The sequence below is a fragment of the Psychromonas sp. KJ10-5 genome (genome assembly GCF_055808325.1).
Genome location: NZ_CM147864.1, coordinates 2350367 through 2369238 on the forward strand (window position 1 = coordinate 2350367; position 18872 = coordinate 2369238).

Below are 18872 nucleotides of genomic sequence, written 5' to 3' on the forward strand. Positions count from 1 at the left end.
GTTTTTATAATACCCTACAATAACAAGTATTAGTCTTTCTTCACACGAACAAAAATACATTCAACAGGATCTCTTTACCATGACGCTAAAACGCATTTATATCGCGACCTTATTAGGTTTATCAAGTCTAGCTGTTAATGCAGATACTTTAAAACAAGTATATGAAACAGCTAAATATAAAGATCCGGTAATTTTAAAAAGTAAAGCCGAATATGACCTATACAAAGAACAAATAAACGAATCTAAAGCTGATCTATTACCACAAATTGGATTTGGATTAGATGCGAATAGAGTACAATCAAGCCGCGATACTAGCCGTTACAATTATTTTGGCGCAGGCTTCGATCTAACGCAATCAATCTATAATGGCGCTTATTGGCAAAATGCAGATATTGCTGAAAAACAAGCAGTACAGTTTGGCACTATTTATGGTTATGCTGCGCAAAATTTAATATACCGTGTAGCCGTTGCTTATTTTGATGTATTACGTGCCGATGAGTCAGTAAAGTCAGTTGAAGCAAATAAACGTGCGGTTGAACGTCAATTAGAGCAAACTAAACAACGTTTTGATGTTGGTTTAATTGCCATCACAGACGTACACGAAGCACAGGCTGAGTACGATAGAACGGTGGCAGATTTAATCACAGCAAAAAATACGCTAGCAAACAATTATTATCTATTACGCCAGTTAACCGGCGAAGATGTTAAAAAAGTCACTTATCTTGATACAGAAAACTTTCAACCAGTTGCATTGGAAGGAGATGTAAATGTGTGGCGCAATAAAGCGATTGAACATAATTTGGAACTGCACTCCAAACGTATCGCTAAAGAGCTAGCTAAAATGAATATCGATTTAGCGGAAGCTGGTCATGGTCCAACGATTGATTTCACATTAGACCTAGATTATGACGATTATAATTATGACGACTCAACTTCAAGTTCTTATGCAGCTAAATCAGCAACGGCAGGATTAAGTTTAGATGTACCAATTTACACTGGCGGTTCAATCACTTCACAGGTAAAACAAGCACAGTACAGCTATGTAATGGCTAGCCAAGACTTAGTAGAAACCTTCCGTAGTACAGAAGTAAGTATTAGTAGTGGTTACAACAACGTGCAAGCTTCTGTTAGTTCTGTACGAGCTTATGAGCAAACCGTTATTTCATCACAAAGTGCATTAGATGCAGCTGAAGCAAGCTTTGAAGTAGGTACACGTACGATTGTTGATGTATTGGATGCAACACGTAGCTTATACGAGTCTGAGAACCTATTAGCCAATGCACGTTATGATTACATCATCAACATGCTACAACTGAAATTGTCGGCAGGAACATTAACTGAGCAGGATCTATTTGATATTTCTGCAGGGCTATCAAAGCAAAGCAACGAAAGTCAAAAAAGTAACACTAGCTCTTAATTGAAGTTGTTTAAAAGATGAATAAAAGGGAAGCAGCAGCTTCCCTTTTTTATGGGTTAAATGAACGAGTTATTTAGTATGATTGGCATTACTTCGAATAGTGTTGATTATTTCAGAAGTAGAACAGCCATCTTTGAATTGTAAAACACGTACTTCGCCACCATTAGCAATCACTTCTTCACCGCCAGCAATCTCTTCCGGTTTATAGTCACCACCTTTTACCAATAAGTCAGGCAATACACCTGCAATCAGACGTTGTGGTGTATCTTCGGTGAACTCTACAACCCAATCCACAGCACCTAAACCCGCTAATACGGCCATTCGACGATCCACTGGATTAACAGGTCGGCCATCGCCTTTTAAACGACGGACAGATTGATCGCTATTAACTGCAACGATAAGGCGTTCCCCCTGCTCTCTTGCGGTATTTAGATATGACACATGTCCAGCATGTAAAATATCAAAGCAACCATTTGTCATCACGACTTTTTCACCACGATGCTGCGCTAATTTTACCGCTAACTTTAACTGTTCTTCCGATAACACACCAAAACCAATCTCTTGCTGGCTAAATACTGCATTTGCTAATTCAATAGTATTAACCGTTGAAGTACCAATTTTACCGACAACAACTCCCGCCCCTGCATTCGCTAATGCACAAGCATCTTCAAAACTACTACCAGCAGCAATAGAAGCGGCTAAGACAGCAATAACCGTATCACCAGCACCAGTAACATCAAAAACTTCCTGTGCTTGTGTAGGTAGATGGAAAGGAGCTTGGTTCTCACGAATCAAAGTCATACCATGCTCACTTCGAGTTACTAACATCGCCTCCAAATCTAACTCTTTGACCAATTGAGCGGCACGTTCAAATAATATTTGATCATTTTCACAATGCCCAACGACAGCTTCAAATTCAGATAAGTTAGGTGTTAATAAAGTTGCACCTCGATACTTTTCAAAATCAGTCCCTTTTGGATCCACTAATATTCTTGCACCTTGTTGCTTAGCAATTTGAATCATATTTTGCACGTCAGCAAGTGAGCCTTTATTGTAATCAGAAAAAACAACAACAGGACTTTTACCGCTCAATGCTTTGTTCATATTAGCGATCATTGGCGCACTATCAACATCGCTAAAAGAGGTTTCAAAATCTAGACGAATCAATTGTTGATGACGACTTAATACACGCAATTTAGTAATAGTTGGTGCACTGCTTACAGCAACAAAATCAGTTTCAACGTTTACAGAGTTTAAGCTATCTTTAATTGCTTGAGCGGCTTCATCTTCACCAACTAAACCAATGATATTTGACTTAGCGCCTAAAGCGGCAATATTTAGGGCAACATTGGCAGCACCGCCAGGGCGTTCTTCAATCTGTTTAACATTAACAACAGGAACAGGAGCTTCTGGAGAAATTCGCGCTGCAGGGCCGTGCCAATAGCGATCTAACATTACATCACCAATGACTAATACATTCGCTTTTTCATATTCAGGTAGGGTTATTTTCATTTTATTTATCTCTAAACCATATATCGGCTTAGATTATCACAGACATAATCAAATCACATTTTCAAACATCAAATTTGCAGACAAATAAAGATTAATACTCAGGTAGGCGTCTAATAAATAAAAGTAATATACACATCATGGTGATCAACATTAATTGTAAATATGGCTTTCCAATTAACAGAGAGATAGAGATTAAAAAACTAATCACAACACTTAAGTAAATTGCTGGTTTACGTTCTTTATGGATTTTTTTATGTGCTTGCCAATTTCTCAAGTCATTACCGATACCCGGTAAGTTTAATAGCCATTGTTGAAATTGAGGAGAACTTTTTGAAAAACAAAATAACGCAAGAATAAAGAAAGGGGTAGCTGGCAATAGCGGTAGAATAACGCCTAAAGCACCTAATATAGTCGATATTAAACCGATACTAAATAAAGTATATTTTAATAACAGTGCTCTCATTCGCACTCCCAGTAGGTGATCATATTTATACCCATTCACTATCTAGCAGATTGATTTACTTAGTCCAAACAACTCACTTATGTATGGTAAGTTTGATAAAGAAAATAATCATTAATGAATTGACATATTTTGGTCAATTCTCAAACAGGTGATTAACGACATTAATCTTCAAATGGCATCAATTTATACCTGAATTTAGTTTTTTCTGAAAAATTTAAACACATACTTAATGAAATTAAGTATTACTGGGCTCGTAACTTATTTTGCATTGATACTAGCAGTATTTAACCAAGGGCACTTTTAACCTTCATGATTATTAAAAAATAATAGACTAAAAACAATTAGTTGCAAGTTACACAACTCTAAATATATCCATTAAGAGTTATAATTTTTTGCAGAGAAACATACCTTAATTTAAATTATAGAATGTTGTCTAACCAAAAATTATTTTTATCTATTAATTTTACTTACATAAGTAAAAATATAAGTAAAAAAAAGGCCTGCATCAGCAGACCTTTTTATTATAGCAATTTGCAACTTACATATTTTAGCTTATTTTATTAAGCTAAAATAATGAAATTACTTACCTAGCTTCTCTTTAATACGAGCAGCTTTACCAGTAAGTTCACGTAAGTAGTAAAGTTTAGCTTGGCGAACCAGACCGCGACGTTTAACTTCAACGCTTCCTACAAGTGGGCTGTGAGTTTGGAATACACGCTCAACACCTTCACCGCTCGAGATTTTACGAACTGTGAATGCTGAATGTAAACCACGGTTACGCTTAGCAATAACAACACCTTCAAATGCTTGAAGACGCTCTTTTTCACCTTCTTTTACGCGAACACGTACAACAACAGTATCACCTTGAGAAAACTCAGGGATATCTGTACGAAGTTGTTCGTTTTCAATTGCTTCTATAATCTTGCTCATTTTTATACCTTTTTATGCCTAGTTAACTAATAACATCGCTGTCTAGTTGGAGCTACTGTCCAGAGCAGCAAGCAATTTTGCTTGCTCGTCAGTCAGAGCTAGGTTTTGTAATAAATCGGGTCTTCTTTGTTTCGTGCGTTGTAATGATTGAGTTAATCGCCATTGACGAATCTTCTCGTGATCACCACTCAATAAAACACTTGGCACTTGTTTCCCATCTAACACCTCAGGTCTTGTGTAGTGAGGACAGTCTAACAAGCCATCCGCAAAGGAGTCTTGCTCAGCTGACTGACTATGACCTAGTACACCCGGTACAAAACGTACCACAGCATCCATTAAAATCATTGCCGGTAGCTCACCACCACTTAGCACATAATCACCAACAGACCATTCTTCATCTATTAAGCTTTCGATTATGCGTTCGTCTATCCCTTCATAGCGCCCTGCCACTAATATCAAAGCATCAGAGCTTGATAGTGACTGTGCACCTTGATGGTCTAAACGTCGACCTTGAGGAGAAAGGTAAATCACCTTTGCCTCATGCCCTGCTTCTCTTGCGCTCTGTTTTGCTGCGTTGATTGCATCCCGCAAAGGTTGCACCATCATCAACATACCAGGCCCACCACCATAGGGACGATCATCGACCGTTCTATGTTTATCTAATGTAAAATCACGAGGATTCCAACATTCGATAGAGATCAGGTTATTATTAATCGCTCGACCTGTTACCCCATTTTCGCTAATGGCCCGAAACATGTCCGGGAAGAGGCTAATAACCCCTAACCACATAACTTTTCTCCTAGGGTAATTAGAAATCAGGTTCCCAATTAACAGTAATTAGTTGGCTTGCAATATCAACATTTGATATTACTTGCTCTTCGATGAACGGAATTAACCGTTCTTTTTGCCCAAAAGCATCATTCGAGTTGGCTTTTACAACAAGTACATCATTTGAACCTGTTTCCATCAAATCGGTGACAACACCAAGATGATAACCTTTGTCAGTTTTAACCTGACACCCGACCAAATCTCGCCAGTAAAAGTCAGCTTCCAATTCAGGAAGACTTGATGGATTCACTAAAAGCTCAATACCCACTAAGGCTTGTACTTCTTCACGAACATCATAACCATCTACTTTTGCAACAAAACCTTTATTGTGGCGTTTCCAATCAGTAATAATAACTTCTTGAACTCCACCAGCAGATTTCATTAACAATGGTTTGTATTGAAAAATACTTTCCGGATCATCGGTGTAGGAGTGGACTTTTAACCAGCCTTTGATGCCATATACCGCACCAAACTTGCCTATCTCTATTGGTTGTGCTTTATCGCTCACCGAATATCCCCTTCACCTAACTGCAATTAAGCAGCTACTGCGTTATCTTTTACTAATTTAGCTACACGATCACTTAGCTGTGCGCCAAGACCAACCCAATGGTTGATGCGATCTGTATCTAAACGTAATTTTTCTGATTGACCTTGTGCTGTTGGGTTAAAGAAACCAACTTTTTCAAGGAAACGGCCGTCACGTGGGCTACGGCTATCAGTTACTACCACTTGGTAGAATGGGCGTTTTTTAGCGCCACCACGAGCTAAACGAATAGTTACCATATCGTCCTCTTTATATTGTTAAACGTCGAAAGTCAGTGAATTCTGACCACCTGCTTCTGTAGAAAGCCGCAAAATTATACTCTTATTTGAGAAAAGAACAATCAAAATCACAATTTACAAAGGGTAGTTAATACTAAAAAAGCAAAAAGCCCCGTCGAATCGCTTTCAACGGGGCTTTAGAACCAATTTAACTAAGCTTCATAGACGCTTATTTTTTACGAAAACCACCTAAACCAGGAGGCATTTTCATCCCACCAGGCATGCCGCCACCCATTCCAGGCATACCACCGCCCATCATGCCTTGCATTCCACCCATCATCTTACGCATACCGCCTTTACCAGACATTTTTTTCATCATCTTCTGCATTTGCGTAAACTGTTTAAGTAGTTTGTTCACATCTTGTATTTGAGTGCCAGACCCCATCGCGATACGACGCTTACGTCCGCCTTTAATAATTTCAGGTTTAGCACGCTCTTTTTTGGTCATAGAGTTAATGATCGCTTCCATTTGATTGGTTGCTTTATCGTTAACTTGGCTTTTCATCGCCTCAGGCACATTCGACATACCCGGTAATTTATCCATCATCCCCATCATGCCACCCATGCTTTTCATTTGCACTAACTGGTCACGGAAGTCTTCCAGATCAAAACCTTTACCTTTTTGTACTTTGCTCGCTAATTTTGCCGCTTTATCTTTATCGACTTTGGTTTCAAGCTCTTCAATTAATGAAAGCACATCACCCATGCCTAAGATACGAGAGGCAATACGATCTGGGTAGAATGGCTCTAGCGCATCAATTTTCTCCCCCATACCGATAAACTTAATCGGTTTACCAGTAATATGGCGAATAGATAACGCTGCACCACCACGTGCATCACCATCGGCTTTAGTTAGGATAACACCGGTTAATGGTAAAGCTTCGTTAAACGCTTGTGCTGTATTAGCGGCATCTTGACCAGTCATTGCATCAACAACAAACAGTGTTTCAACTGGGTTAATCGCTTGATGAAGATCTTTAATCTCATTCATCATTTCGCCATCAACGTGTAAACGACCGGCAGTATCGACAATAACTACATCAATGAATTTCTTTTTTGCATGCGCAATAGCTGCATTAGCAATATCGATTGGCTTTTGCGTGATATCACTTGGAAAGAACTCAACATCAACCTCAGATGCTAAGGTTTCTAATTGTTTGATTGCCGCTGGACGGTAAATATCCGCACTCACGACTAGAACAGACTTTTTCTCTTTGTTTTTTAATAGTAATGAAAGTTTAGCAACAGAGGTGGTTTTACCCGCACCTTGCAAACCAGCCATCAATAATACAGCTGGCGGCTGGGTTGCTAGATTTAAGTTTTCATTTACTTCACCCATTGCTAATTCAAGCTCGCTTTGTACGATCTTGATAAACGCTTGCCCTGGATTTAGTGTTTTAGTCACTTCTCTACCGATAGCACGCTTTTTAACTGCTTGAATAAAATCACGAACAACAGGTAATGCTACATCCGCTTCTAACAGTGCCATACGCACTTCGCGTAATGTACCTTTGATATTATCTTCTGTTAATCGACCTTTGCCGCTGATATTTTTCAGCGTTTTCGACAATCTGTCCGTTAAGTTCTCAAACATGTTTATGACTCATTGCTATAAATTATTAGGATTCTGCTATTATACCCGTTATCACCCAAGGTGCAAAATACAACAGCAATTGTGATTGTTTAGTGCCACCTCATCGTTAATGCCATTACCTTCTACTAATTCTCACATTTAACTATTTTGATTGTAACCATAATATAAAAAATCTAAATGATAATAGTTATAATTGCTTTTGTGACCAATGAAAAATACTATTAACTTCTCATCTGCCTAATAAAGCTTATAATGTGAGCCCTAAACAGACTCATTTTATGACAATAGGTAACAACATATGGATCTACTGGCCATTATCAGCATTGTATTTTATGTACTAAGTGGCGTTCATGCTAGTCGTCAGCTTTTTTCACGTAATCAGACTCTTACTTTTCCATTGATAAGCCTATCAAGTATTGCTTTATTAACGCATGCATTTTGGTTATATCAACATATATTTCTGATTAACGGTCAAAACCTCCCTATCTTAAATGTTTTGTCATTAGCGACTTTTGTGATTGCGCTACTCTCTTTTGCGATGAGTAAAAAAATTAACACAGGCGTACTATTACCAATTGTTTACGGGTTTAATGCAATCAACTTTATTGCACTTATGTTTTTACCGAGCCATTACATTACCCATTTAGAAAATCATCCACAGCTTGGTTTACATATTATTTTAGCCATTCTCGCCTATGCATTGATGACCATTGCTAGTCTATTTGCGATGCAACTTGCTTATGTAGACCACCGTTTAAAGAAGCATAAAATGCTGCTGGGTAAAGTTAATCTACCGCCACTAATGACCTTAGAAAAAAGCCTATTTCAACTGATCTTTATTGGTTTTATTTTATTAACTGGAACCTTAGTGACTGGCTTTATTTTCTTAGAGGATATGTTTGAATCTGAGAATGCACATAAAGCAATATTAACCATGATCGCTTGGGTGGTGTATGCCGTGTTATTGTGGGGCCATTACAAGAATGGTTGGCGTGGGCGTTTAGTTATTTACATTACCATAGCAGGCTCATCACTATTAACGCTGGCTTACTTCGGTAGCCGAGTAGTACGAGAAATAATTCTATAATATTTTTATAGATAAAATGGTACTTATAAAGAAAGCAGCATCACTATAATATGCTGCTTTCTTAATTATCTAACGTCCTTTATTTTCCTAATTAAAACCAGCCGCTTGGCAGCTTTGTTCAAGAATCTCATTATTACTTCCCTGAATTTTACTAATACGCTTAGCTCGCTCACATTCCCAAGCACTCACAGGATAAGTTTTATTCCAAGCATTCATTAATTGGCGCTGCTGCTTACTCATTTTATAATGGTCATAAAAACTATCCATGTATAAGTAAGTACGCGCAATAACACCACGACTTCCTACTGGGGGCTCCGCTTTACTGTTTTCAATTTTCATGGCACAGCTACCAAAACTGTTTTTAATATCACCTAACATCACAAAATTATAATTACGGCGACTAGCGTTAACGGAGCCAATAGCTGGGTATAAGTTATACATATCTGCTTGCATATAACGATACTCTTCATTGGCTTTTTCAGCACAACGTCGTCCTTTATAAGCCTCCCCCTTACTGGTCACACAAATTGGGTTACCAGTACGCCATTCGCTAAAGTTACGGCCAAAGTTCTCTGCAGGTACGACATGTTCCCACTCGATGCGTTTTGCTCTTTTTTGATACTTGTCACTTTCAAAACCATTAGGTGGAATAATGTTTTTCTTACTATCAAACTCAGCTTCACAATATAAGGTGTGACGATCTTGAGAAGTTAAATAAATCTCTTTTTCCAGTTTCTTCTTTGCGCTGGAAAAAGACTGTATTTGTGTATTTGCTGCGTGAAGTGATAAAGAGAGTGGCAACATGGATAAAATAAGAAGTGATTTGATAATTATATTCCCTTATAAAAAAGGGCCTATTATCTACTGTAATATGCATGAAAAACAAGCAATTAAGAGGAATAAAAAAGAATTAATTAAATTATAATGAACAGCATTAAGCATAGTCAAAGTAGATAAAAATAACGGTCGTTTTTAAATATAAAAATCAACCAAATCATCTTCTTTGATGAAACTTATTCAAGGCTTTTATGGTTTCTATCAAAAATTAATTATTAATCTTCATTTTTCGAAAATCTACTTTGTTATATCGGAGTTTCTTCGCTAATATCGAGGTTATTAATGTAATTTTTTTAAAGCAACCATAGAGACAACTTTTGAACGATATACCTACAAGTGCACTATTTATTAGCTTAGTCATTTTAATCATCATTTCGGCTTATTTTTCAAGCTCTGAAACCAGTATGATGTCTTTGAATCGCTACCGCTTACGCCACTTAGCTGAAGATAAAAATAAAACTGCTCTACGTGTTGAAAAGTTATTAAATAAACCAGATAAACTCATCGGGTTAATTTTGATTGGTAATAACTTAGTGAACATTTTAGCATCAGCGATTGCCACCATTATCGGACAACGTTTATTTGGCGATGCCGGTATTGCTATCGCAACGGGTGTATTAACCTTTGTAATACTAATTTTTGCAGAAGTCACACCAAAAACACTAGCTGTTTTATACCCTGAAAAAATAGCTTTCCCAAGTTCAGTATTGCTTGCACCATTACAAAAACTGCTCAGTCCATTTGTTTGGTGTATTAATGGTATATCTAATGGTCTTTTAAGAATATTTGGTATTAATGTTAATGAACAAAGTGATAACGCCCTTTCAAGTGATGAATTAAGGTCAGTGGTGAATGAAGCAGGTTCAATGATCCCAGAGCATCACCAACAAATGTTACTAAGTATTTTAGAATTAGAAAAAGTTACTGTTGATGAAATTATGGTGCCGCGTAATGAAATTGCCGCAATCGACATTAATCAAGATTGGGAAACCATATTAAAGCAACTAAAACATCGTACTCATACCATGACTCTGCTTTATCGAGATACAATTGATGATGCCATTGGTTTTTTACATGCACGAGACTCTTTGCTTAATTTTTTAAAAGAAGATTTCTCAAAAACAACTTTATTACGAAGTGTACGTGAGTTGTACTTCATTCCTGAAGGTACTCCACTCAATACCCAATTAATAAAATTCCAACAAAATAAAGAACGTATGGGTTTAGTAGTTGATGAATACGGTGATATTCAAGGCCTAGTAACCTTAGCTGATATTCTTGAAGAGATTGTAGGTGACTTCACTACAACGCATGAACCACATAGTTCTGAAGAAATACACAAACAGCAAGATGATAGTTACATTATCGAAGGTAGTATTGGCATACGAGACCTCAATAAAGAGATGGGCTGGTCATTACCTACCGATGGTCCGCGTACATTAAATGGATTAATTCTAGAGCACTTAGAGACCATTCCAACTTCAGCCGTGAGTACTCGAATTTGTGGTTACCCAATGGAAATAATGGAAGTGGAAAATAACATGGTTAAGTTAGTTAAAATTCTGCCTGCACTGTATACGGAAGAAAACCCATAAATAGATAAATAAAACGCCTCAAAAATCCATTACATCATAGCTAACCACCTTAGTTGCGGTTAGCTATGACAATTATCCACAATTCAAACATCAAGTCCTCTACGGTAATATTTATTACTTAAACACTAACCAATGATATTAATACGACTCCTTTAAAACATTAAACAATCCATATTAGTAATATCAAACGTTCAATTCTTAATAAGACATCTTCAAAAATTACTATCAATATTCTTGATAGTGATAATAAAAACTATCAAATATTTTTCTTTAGCTAATCGTCGTATTGTTTTTATAGCGAATCAACAACGCTATTTAAACATTTTATTCACACATACTTCGGAGGCTTAGTGATTGAATATGAATCAACCCACTAGCAGCATAAATGAAAATACGATCAAACAAATGCCATTAGCCTCGCCTTTATTAGAGGTGAGTCAATATGGATTACATAAAATTAATAAAAGCATACGGCACTCTTTTGGTCTATCAGTGTTTGCCGGGATATTCATCGCCATTGCTTTTGTTTTTTACGTTACCGTTACAACCGGATCAGACACCTCATCCTGGGGATTAACCAGACTAGCAGGCGGTATTGCTTTTAGCCTTGGCCTTATATTAGTCGTTGTCTGCGGCGCAGAACTCTTTACTAGTACCTTATTAAGTAGTGTTGCTTGGGCACAAGGTAAACTCAATAGTAAACAGCTATTAGCTTGTTGGGGGCGTGTTTATATCGGTAACTTTGTAGGGGCAATGTTAGTTCTGCTATTAGTCGTCGGTGGCAAAATGTACCTACTTGATAGTGGCCAATGGGGATTAAGTGTACTCAAGCTTGCACAACATAAAATTCATCATACTTGGTTAGAGGCCTTCTCATTAGGAGTGTTATGTAACCTATTAGTTTGCCTAGGGATTTGGATGACATTCAGCAGCAAAGATATGTTAACTAAATCACTACTACTGATCCTGCCCGTTGCAATGTTTGTTAGCAGTGGTTTTGAACATAGCATTGCAAATTTATTCATGGTGCCTTTAGGTATTGTTTTACAAAACACCGTCTCCCCTGAATACCTTCTATCACTGGGGTATAACGTCAATAGTTTCGGCGACCTAACCGTGAGTCACTTTGTTACCAGCAACCTCATTCCAGTAACACTTGGCAATATCGTAGGAGGAGGTGTCATGGTTGGCTTAGGTTATTGGTTTATTTATGACTCAGCACCACAAACTTTAATCAAAACAGACACTTCAATAGAACAACTTCAAGTAAACACATATACAGCTACTTCAGCAGCTATCCACCTTCCATCACAAGGAGTTTCAATCATGAACAATTCATCACTTACACAATTAACCGTAGCTCAAATTATGGATACACAAGCACTAAAGTTAACGGCGAAACAAAGCGCGGCATCAGCTTTACTACAATTATCAACACACAAGGTACGTGGCGCGGTGGTCGTTAATACAGAAAATAATTTAATAGGGTTTGTCTCAGAACAGGATTTATTACGCTCATGGTGGGCTAACGATTTCGAACTAGACAGTGAATTAACGGTAAACGATGTCATGCAAACTGAAGTGCTTAGTGTCACCCCCGAACAAAGCGTGTCTGAACTCATTGAGTTTATGACTGTGGATAAAACGGTTCTTTACCCTGTCAGTGACTCAGGAGTGTTACTGTCTAGTCAATATTTAGATTATAAACAACGCCTCAACAAAGCAGCGGCTAAACGCCCCTCTATTTATCCGGTGATAGACAATGGGCAAGTCGTTGCCACAATCAGTCGTCAACATATTACCGATTATTTGTTACGTGATTTTTCACCTGAAACGAATCAAGTCAGCAGCACTCACTCTATTAATGAAAACGATAATCAAGCGGCTTAGTTGAAAGGTCGCTTGATAGCTAAAACTATAAAGTTAATCATAAAAGTGATTAACTTTATTTTTTTTAGCATCTCGAACCAAGCGTTTTGCTTCGGTCATCACACACTCTTTTAGAGGGTTTTCACCTAACTCATTTAACCAAACAAAGGATAAGCTACGATGCATATTCAAATCAGGGGTGTCTAGAATAACTAATTCTCCATTTGCCACCTCTTGATGAACATCTAGTAAAGGCAAGCAACCTAAATAAACACCATTTTTTACTAGCTCTTTAATCACAGCAACACTTTCATACTCTTTCCACACATCCAGTTGTTCAATTAGTCCATAAACTGCACTTTCAAAAATTCTTCTGGTTCCTGAACCATGCTCTCGCAGTATCCATCGAGCTTGCTCTAAACGAGCCAAGTTCACTTTTTGATCATTAGCATAAGGATGGTAAGGATTTGTGAAGACCACAAGATGATCATCAACAATTGCTTCTTGCATGACTCTGCTATCATCATTTCTCGCTTCAATAATACCTAATTCAAATTCATGATTTAATAGCCCTCGAATCACTTCTTCACTATTCTTAATGCTCAATTCAATACGTAACTCAGGGAAATCACTATCAATATTACTGATTAAACGCGGTAAAAGATGTTTAGCAGGAGTTTGACTTGCACATAATGATAGAGAGCCGCTAATCAGATTCTGATCTTTTAACCCCTGTTCAATTTGTTGTGCATTTTGAATGAGTTTTCTGGCTTGTGGTCTCAACCAACGTCCCCAGTGGCTTAAGGTTAAGCGATTGCCATGACGAATAAATAAAGGTCTATCTAATAAGTTTTCAAGCTGTGCTAAAGACATGCTAACAGCAGATTGTGTCATGCATAACTCATCGGCAGCTCTACTAACCCCTTCGTTACTAGCAATAGCGTTAAAAACTTGCAGTTGTTTCAATGTATATTTCATAATCTTTCATTGATGATTGATTTGCTATCAATGTAAACTATCAATTATTTTGATACTTGATATGAAACAAGTTATACCAATTGTTTTTTACTAAAAATAAAAAAGGCTGCAAAGCAGCCTTTTAGATGATGAATGGTTAATCAGTTGAATTACAATGCTTGTAATTGTGCTTCTGATAAAGAGATATCGTCATTTTTGTTTACACCAACACCCGCATCAATGATTGCTTGTGCAATCTCTTTTGCTTCTTCAAGTGAGTGCATTGCATAGGTACCACATTGGTATTCATTCAACTCAGGTATCTCATTTTGATCGGCAACGTTTAATACGTCTTGCATCGCTGCCAACCAAGCTTTACCTACTTGATCTTCACTTGGTGCGCCGATCAGGCTCATGTAAAAACCTGTGCGACAACCCATTGGTGAAATATCAATGATCTCTACTGTATCGCTATTTAAGTGATCACGCATAAACCCAGCATAAAGGTGCTCAAGTGTATGAATTCCCTTCTCTGATAAAATATCCTTATTAGGAGCGGTAAAGCGTAAGTCAAAGACAGTAATAGTATCTTTGCTTGGCGTTTGCATTGTTTTAGCAATACGCACAGCAGGTGCTTTCATGATCGTATGATCAACGGTAAAGCTATCTAATAATGGCATGGTCTTTCCTTTTTACTAAGTGACGTGTTTTATTTAATAAGTTTAATTTAAGCCTGTTATGTGAAAAATAAACGCCATAACCAGCTTGAATCTAAATTTTCTTGGCAACCTCTTAACTGTGTTGCATAACGCTTGGAACGAGCATCAACTTTTTTCGATACATTAATCAACCAAGCTTTTTGGTTATAGGTTTTATTCTTATAACCGGTCCAGCCTTCATGATAATTCAAATATTGGTTATATGCATCCCACTTCGATATACCGTTTATTTTATGGGTTTTATTAGTAAACCATCCCATAAAATCGATAGCATCACCAAAGTCGTCTCGATCCGACCAACTGTTACCAGATTCTTTTTGGTAATCCCCCCACGCAGCGTCACGTGCTTGAGCATAACCATAGGCATCACTCACTCGTCCAATCGGAATAAACCAAAAGTACTCCATTGGTGGAGCGGCATCATGTTTAAAGCTACTTTCTTGATACATCATAGCCATAGGCACATGAATAGGCGTACCCCAACGTTCATTCATCTCTTTAGAGGCGGAGTACCAGTCACGATATTCAAAAAAGATATCACAAATATTTTCTGGGTTTTCTGGAGGAGCTGTAGAGCAAGCCATTAACGATATAGGGACAAGTAAAATACTTAATTTTTTAACTAAATACATTTGATTTTATTCCCCACTTTACCGTTTTTTCGCTCATCAAAAGAGTAGAGTTATTGCGCCAGTTCACTAACTTTACAAACTAAGTAACAACGAGGTTAATCGCCATAACACTATGTTTAAAAAAGAAGTAAATAAGTGGCTTTATCTACTTCTTTAATCTTGGCTACTGTTTATTGGCATTAGCAAAATAGTTTGCTAAGAAATCAGGGAAAGACAATGTATCTGCATCTTCAATCTGCTTTTGTTTAACAATAGACTGTTGTTTTTGCTCTGCAAACTCTTGGTCAGACCAAATAGTATAAGATTGCTCAGTCAATTCAGCTTTATACTGTTTACTCAACTGTAACGCTAATGAACCATTATCCCCTTGCGTCTGTTTAATACGCTCTAAAATACGTGCTGAACTGGTATTTTCAGGGTGACTGAAACGAGGGCTAATATGTCGCATTGCATTTTGGTAGCAGTCATCACTGTTGTTTTTATCTAATAAAACCGCCATTTCCATCAGCTGAGAATTTAACCATTCTCCCCAACCTGCAATATCTAAAGTTTGCTGTGCAATCTCCAACGTTAACTGTGGATCACGACCACGTGTAACGACTTCATTAAAGTTGCTTGCGCAGGCTTTATATTCTTGCTGAGATAATTCAGGAGAATCAATGCTTGCACACCAAGTTAGGAATAAGTCTAAGAAATGTACTTGCTCTTTGGTAATGCCTAACTTACAAAATGGATTAACATCCAACGAACGGATCTCAATATACTCAATACCACGTGCTTTTAGTGCTTGAGATGGCGTTTCATTTGCAGTTTGTACGCGCTTTGCACGAATCGATGCGTATAATTCATTTTCAATTTGTAACACATTGTCATTAAGCTGTAAGTACTCACCTTCTTTTACAATTCCCATTTCAGTGAAGCTAGGATCTTTCATTGACAAAGCCTTACGCACACTGCTTAAGTAATCATCTAAACTATTATAACAAATGTTTAAGCCTGACTGAGAACTGTTGGTATAGCCTAAATCACTTAATCGTAATGAGGTACCGTAAGGTAAATAGATAGTCCCTTTACCCGTTGTTTCGAAAGATAACTTAGTCTCTTTACCTTGTAGAAAAGATTTACAAATTGCAGGCGAAGCACCAAATAAATAAGGGATGACCCAACCATAACGTAAGTAGTTACGAATCAAGCCCATATAACCTGCTGATTGTGCAGCTTGGCCTGTTAAAGGAGAGTTGTGGAGTTTAGCCCAAACATCCCAAAAATCAGCAGGGAGTGAAAAGTTATAATGCACGCCTGAGATAATCTGCATCATACTACCGTAGCGATTTTTCAAACCTTGACGATAAGTTGTTTTCATTCGACCAATATTAGAAGTACCGAACTGTGCTAATTCAACGTGATCTTCAGTTTGTACATAACAAGGCATACTCATTGGCCATAAGTATTGCTCACTTGGTAAATTAACAGCCACGTGGTGATGAATATCATTTAAATAATCAAAGAGTTGATCTACACCTTTTGCAACGGGTGTAATGAACTCTAATAAACTTTCTGCAAAGTCAGTAGTGATCGAGTCATGCGTTAATGCACAACCATAAGCACTCGGGTGCTTCTCCTGAGATAACTTTCCGTCTGCATTAACACGTAATGTTTCGCGCTCTATACCGCGACCAAATTCAGTGAGACTTGTAGAGTATTTGCTGAGGATAGTGATACGCTGTTGAAAATTGTTAGCCAAAAGTAAGCCCCTGAGTAATTTTTAGAGCGCTAACTTTACCACTGAACTTCATTGAACTAAATAAGGATTTTCTTAAACTAACCAGTAAAATTCAGAACATGAACATTTGTTCCAATAAAGCCGCTATTTATGGCCTTCTTTATATTATTTTATCTACCGAAAAAAGTATTTCTAATGCTAAAGAGTATAATTAACATTATCTAACCTCGGTTCTGATTAACGGAAGCGAGACCTTAACTATTCAATATTAAAAAATAAACAACCACATCAAAAATAGATAGCGAACACTTTTACTCAATACAATATTTAAGAAAGCGGTTGCACGTGGTAACTTTAACCACCCTGCGAATAAACAAATAACGTCACCAATAACCGGTAACCAGCTTAACAGTAAAGCAGCATTTCCCCACTTTTTACAAAAAGCGAAGGTTTGAGGATACTTTAACGCGGCTTTATCTTGCCCAAACGAAAAATAATAGCCCAAAAAGTAAGTGGTTACTGCGCCTAGGCTATTACCAAGTGTAACGGCGAAGAAATATCCCCACTTTACACTCAATGTTTGTTTCAGATAATAAACAAACAAAACTTCTGAGCCACCGGGAAATAACGTCGAAGAGATAAAACCACTACTAAATAGCAGCCAGTAATCATTCATTAACCTTGATAACTCCAATTGATTAAGCAACAAAAAAGGCCACTATGATGAAGTGGCCTTAGAGATTAAACTATATTAAGAGAATGTGTTAACCAACAATCGCTAACAACACACCTGCTGCAACAGCACTACCTAGTACACCTGCAACATTGGGTCCCATGGCATGCATTAATAGGAAATTATGAGGATTAGCTTCTAACCCTACTTTATTTGCTACACGAGCAGCCATTGGCACCGCAGAAACACCGGCCGCACCAATTAGAGGATTGATTGGACTTTTCGAGAAACGCCCCATCCCTTTTGCCATTAAGACACCTGATGCAGTACCGATTGAAAAGGCAATTGCGCCCAAGCCTAAAATACCCAATGTTTCTAAATTTAAGAACTTATCTGCAGACAGTTTAGAGCCAACGCCTAAGCCTAAGAAAATAGTCACAATGTTAATCAGCTCGTTTTGTGCCGTAGAACTTAAACGATCAACCACACCAGATTCACGCATCAAATTACCTAAACAAAACATGCCTACTAGAGGCGTAGCCGCAGGTAAAAATAGAATGGTCATAAACAATACGGCCAGCGGAAAAATAATTTTTTCCTTCTTACTCACTGGACGTAACTGTTCCATTTTAATCTCACGCTCTGCAGGTGTTGTTAGCGCACGCATAATTGGCGGTTGGATAATAGGAACCAATGCCATGTATGAATAAGCTGCTACCGCGATTGCGCCGAGTAAGTCAGGAGCCAACTTAGACGCTAAGAAAATAGCTGTTGGCCCATCAGCGCCACCAATAATGGCAATCGCCGATGCATCCGCTAAGCTAAACTCGAATCCAGGCACCAAGTTTAATAAAATAGCGCCAAATAATGTCGCAAAAATACCAAACTGCGCCGCAGCCCCTAAGAACAAAGTCTTAGGATTTGCAATTAGCGCTCCAAAATCAGTTAAAGCCCCTACACCCATGAAGATGATTAATGGGAAAATCCCTGTTTCAATCCCAATATGGTAAATGTAATAAAGCATGCCACCTTCATCATTAAAACCAGCATTAGGGATATTCGCTAAAATAGCGCCAAACCCAATAGGCAATAATAATAAAGGTTCAAATTTACGAGCAATGGCTAGGTACAATAACAAAGCCCCTACAGCCATCATCACTAACTCAGGCCACTGGAAGTTCGCTATCCCAGTATCTGCCCATAGTGTCATTAAT

18 protein-coding genes are annotated in these 18872 nt (G+C 37.8%); 4 read left to right on the forward strand and 14 right to left on the reverse strand.

From position 1 onward, the window contains the following. Positions 1 to 79 precede the first annotated feature (79 nt). On the forward strand, positions 80 to 1417 hold the full coding sequence (locus AC0L3W_RS10370; protein WP_409438949.1) for a TolC family outer membrane protein: 1338 nt from the start codon (positions 80 to 82) through the stop codon (positions 1415 to 1417). A 69-nt stretch (positions 1418 to 1486) separates the two neighbouring features. Here the strand turns inward: AC0L3W_RS10370 and hldE are convergent, their stop codons facing one another. The 7 genes from hldE to ffh all read right to left on the reverse strand — a co-directional run bounded on the left by hldE (position 1487) and on the right by ffh (position 7566). Next, entirely contained in the window at positions 1487 to 2929 is a 1443-nt protein-coding gene (hldE, locus tag AC0L3W_RS10375) for a bifunctional D-glycero-beta-D-manno-heptose-7-phosphate kinase/D-glycero-beta-D-manno-heptose 1-phosphate adenylyltransferase HldE (RefSeq protein ID WP_290040567.1), read from the reverse strand. A gap of 91 nt (positions 2930 to 3020) precedes the next feature. Further along, positions 3021 to 3392, reverse strand: a complete 372-nt coding sequence (locus tag AC0L3W_RS10380; protein WP_290040568.1) for a YbaN family protein — start codon at positions 3390 to 3392, stop codon at positions 3021 to 3023. A gap of 579 nt (positions 3393 to 3971) precedes the next feature. Further along, entirely contained in the window at positions 3972 to 4322 is a 351-nt protein-coding gene (gene rplS, locus AC0L3W_RS10385; RefSeq protein ID WP_113818297.1) for a 50S ribosomal protein L19, read from the reverse strand. 42 nt (positions 4323 to 4364) lie between these two features. Further along, complete coding sequence (gene trmD / locus AC0L3W_RS10390) at positions 4365 to 5111, reverse strand: tRNA (guanosine(37)-N1)-methyltransferase TrmD (RefSeq protein WP_290040569.1); 747 nt, start codon at positions 5109 to 5111, stop codon at positions 4365 to 4367. Between the two features lie 19 nt (positions 5112 to 5130). Beyond that, positions 5131 to 5658 (reverse strand): ribosome maturation factor RimM, encoded by a 528-nt coding sequence (gene rimM, locus AC0L3W_RS10395; protein WP_290040570.1) that lies wholly within the window; start codon positions 5656 to 5658, stop codon positions 5131 to 5133. Between the two features lie 26 nt (positions 5659 to 5684). Beyond that, complete coding sequence (gene rpsP / locus AC0L3W_RS10400; protein ID WP_028869134.1) at positions 5685 to 5933, reverse strand: 30S ribosomal protein S16; 249 nt, start codon at positions 5931 to 5933, stop codon at positions 5685 to 5687. A gap of 208 nt (positions 5934 to 6141) precedes the next feature. Beyond that, positions 6142 to 7566 (reverse strand): signal recognition particle protein, encoded by a 1425-nt coding sequence (gene ffh / locus AC0L3W_RS10405; protein WP_290040571.1) that lies wholly within the window; start codon positions 7564 to 7566, stop codon positions 6142 to 6144. A gap of 298 nt (positions 7567 to 7864) precedes the next feature. Between ffh and AC0L3W_RS10410 the strand changes: the two genes are divergently transcribed. Then, on the forward strand, positions 7865 to 8653 hold the full coding sequence (locus AC0L3W_RS10410; RefSeq protein WP_290040573.1) for a cytochrome C assembly family protein: 789 nt from the start codon (positions 7865 to 7867) through the stop codon (positions 8651 to 8653). Between the two features lie 87 nt (positions 8654 to 8740). Here the strand turns inward: AC0L3W_RS10410 and AC0L3W_RS10415 are convergent, their stop codons facing one another. Beyond that, a complete protein-coding gene (locus tag AC0L3W_RS10415) occupies positions 8741 to 9457 on the reverse strand; it encodes an endonuclease (protein ID WP_409438948.1) in 717 nt (238 codons plus the stop codon). A 350-nt stretch (positions 9458 to 9807) separates the two neighbouring features. Between AC0L3W_RS10415 and AC0L3W_RS10420 the strand changes: the two genes are divergently transcribed. Next, positions 9808 to 11085: an HlyC/CorC family transporter gene (locus AC0L3W_RS10420; protein ID WP_290040577.1), complete on the forward strand. Its 1278-nt coding sequence runs from the start codon at positions 9808 to 9810 to the stop codon at positions 11083 to 11085. Positions 11086 to 11445: 360 nt separating this feature from the next. Beyond that, positions 11446 to 12975, forward strand: a complete 1530-nt coding sequence (gene focA, locus AC0L3W_RS10425) for a formate transporter FocA (protein WP_409438947.1) — start codon at positions 11446 to 11448, stop codon at positions 12973 to 12975. 33 nt (positions 12976 to 13008) lie between these two features. Here focA and AC0L3W_RS10430 read toward each other — a convergent pair whose 3' ends face one another. The 6 genes from AC0L3W_RS10430 to AC0L3W_RS10455 form a co-directional block, all read right to left on the reverse strand. Beyond that, a complete protein-coding gene (locus tag AC0L3W_RS10430) occupies positions 13009 to 13932 on the reverse strand; it encodes a LysR substrate-binding domain-containing protein (RefSeq protein WP_290040581.1) in 924 nt (307 codons plus the stop codon). Positions 13933 to 14081: 149 nt separating this feature from the next. Next, positions 14082 to 14591: an S-ribosylhomocysteine lyase gene (gene luxS / locus AC0L3W_RS10435; RefSeq protein WP_409438946.1), complete on the reverse strand. Its 510-nt coding sequence runs from the start codon at positions 14589 to 14591 to the stop codon at positions 14082 to 14084. A 56-nt stretch (positions 14592 to 14647) separates the two neighbouring features. Continuing rightward, positions 14648 to 15262, reverse strand: coding sequence for a transglycosylase SLT domain-containing protein (locus tag AC0L3W_RS10440; RefSeq protein WP_290040585.1), 615 nt, complete (start codon positions 15260 to 15262; stop codon positions 14648 to 14650). 163 nt (positions 15263 to 15425) lie between these two features. Further along, entirely contained in the window at positions 15426 to 17006 is a 1581-nt protein-coding gene (gene gshA / locus AC0L3W_RS10445) for a glutamate--cysteine ligase (protein ID WP_290040587.1), read from the reverse strand. Positions 17007 to 17253: 247 nt separating this feature from the next. Further along, positions 17254 to 17661, reverse strand: a complete 408-nt coding sequence (locus AC0L3W_RS10450; protein ID WP_290040589.1) for a YqaA family protein — start codon at positions 17659 to 17661, stop codon at positions 17254 to 17256. A gap of 88 nt (positions 17662 to 17749) precedes the next feature. Continuing rightward, positions 17750 to 18868, reverse strand: coding sequence for a sodium ion-translocating decarboxylase subunit beta (locus AC0L3W_RS10455; RefSeq protein WP_409440404.1), 1119 nt, complete (start codon positions 18866 to 18868; stop codon positions 17750 to 17752). Between the last annotated feature and the right edge of the window lie 4 nt (positions 18869 to 18872).

Bases quoted from the DNA above. Each gene is read 5' to 3' on its own strand.
- AC0L3W_RS10370 (WP_409438949.1), top strand. From the start codon at position 80: ATGACGCTAAAACGCATTTATATCGCGACCTTATTAGGTTTATCAAGT.
- hldE (WP_290040567.1), bottom strand. From the start codon at position 2,929: ATGAAAATAACCCTACCTGAATATGAAAAAGCGAATGTATTAGTCATT.
- AC0L3W_RS10380 (WP_290040568.1), bottom strand. From the start codon at position 3,392: ATGAGAGCACTGTTATTAAAATATACTTTATTTAGTATCGGTTTAATA.
- rplS (WP_113818297.1), bottom strand. From the start codon at position 4,322: ATGAGCAAGATTATAGAAGCAATTGAAAACGAACAACTTCGTACAGAT.
- trmD (WP_290040569.1), bottom strand. From the start codon at position 5,111: ATGTGGTTAGGGGTTATTAGCCTCTTCCCGGACATGTTTCGGGCCATT.
- rpsP (WP_028869134.1), bottom strand. From the start codon at position 5,933: ATGGTAACTATTCGTTTAGCTCGTGGTGGCGCTAAAAAACGCCCATTC.
- ffh (WP_290040571.1), bottom strand. From the start codon at position 7,566: ATGTTTGAGAACTTAACGGACAGATTGTCGAAAACGCTGAAAAATATC.
- AC0L3W_RS10410 (WP_290040573.1), top strand. From the start codon at position 7,865: ATGGATCTACTGGCCATTATCAGCATTGTATTTTATGTACTAAGTGGC.
- AC0L3W_RS10415 (WP_409438948.1), bottom strand. From the start codon at position 9,457: ATGTTGCCACTCTCTTTATCACTTCACGCAGCAAATACACAAATACAG.
- focA (WP_409438947.1), top strand. From the start codon at position 11,446: ATGAATCAACCCACTAGCAGCATAAATGAAAATACGATCAAACAAATG.
- AC0L3W_RS10430 (WP_290040581.1), bottom strand. From the start codon at position 13,932: ATGAAATATACATTGAAACAACTGCAAGTTTTTAACGCTATTGCTAGT.
- luxS (WP_409438946.1), bottom strand. From the start codon at position 14,591: ATGCCATTATTAGATAGCTTTACCGTTGATCATACGATCATGAAAGCA.
- AC0L3W_RS10440 (WP_290040585.1), bottom strand. From the start codon at position 15,262: ATGTATTTAGTTAAAAAATTAAGTATTTTACTTGTCCCTATATCGTTA.
- AC0L3W_RS10450 (WP_290040589.1), bottom strand. From the start codon at position 17,661: ATGAATGATTACTGGCTGCTATTTAGTAGTGGTTTTATCTCTTCGACG.
- AC0L3W_RS10455 (WP_409440404.1), bottom strand. From the start codon at position 18,868: ATGACACTATGGGCAGATACTGGGATAGCGAACTTCCAGTGGCCTGAG.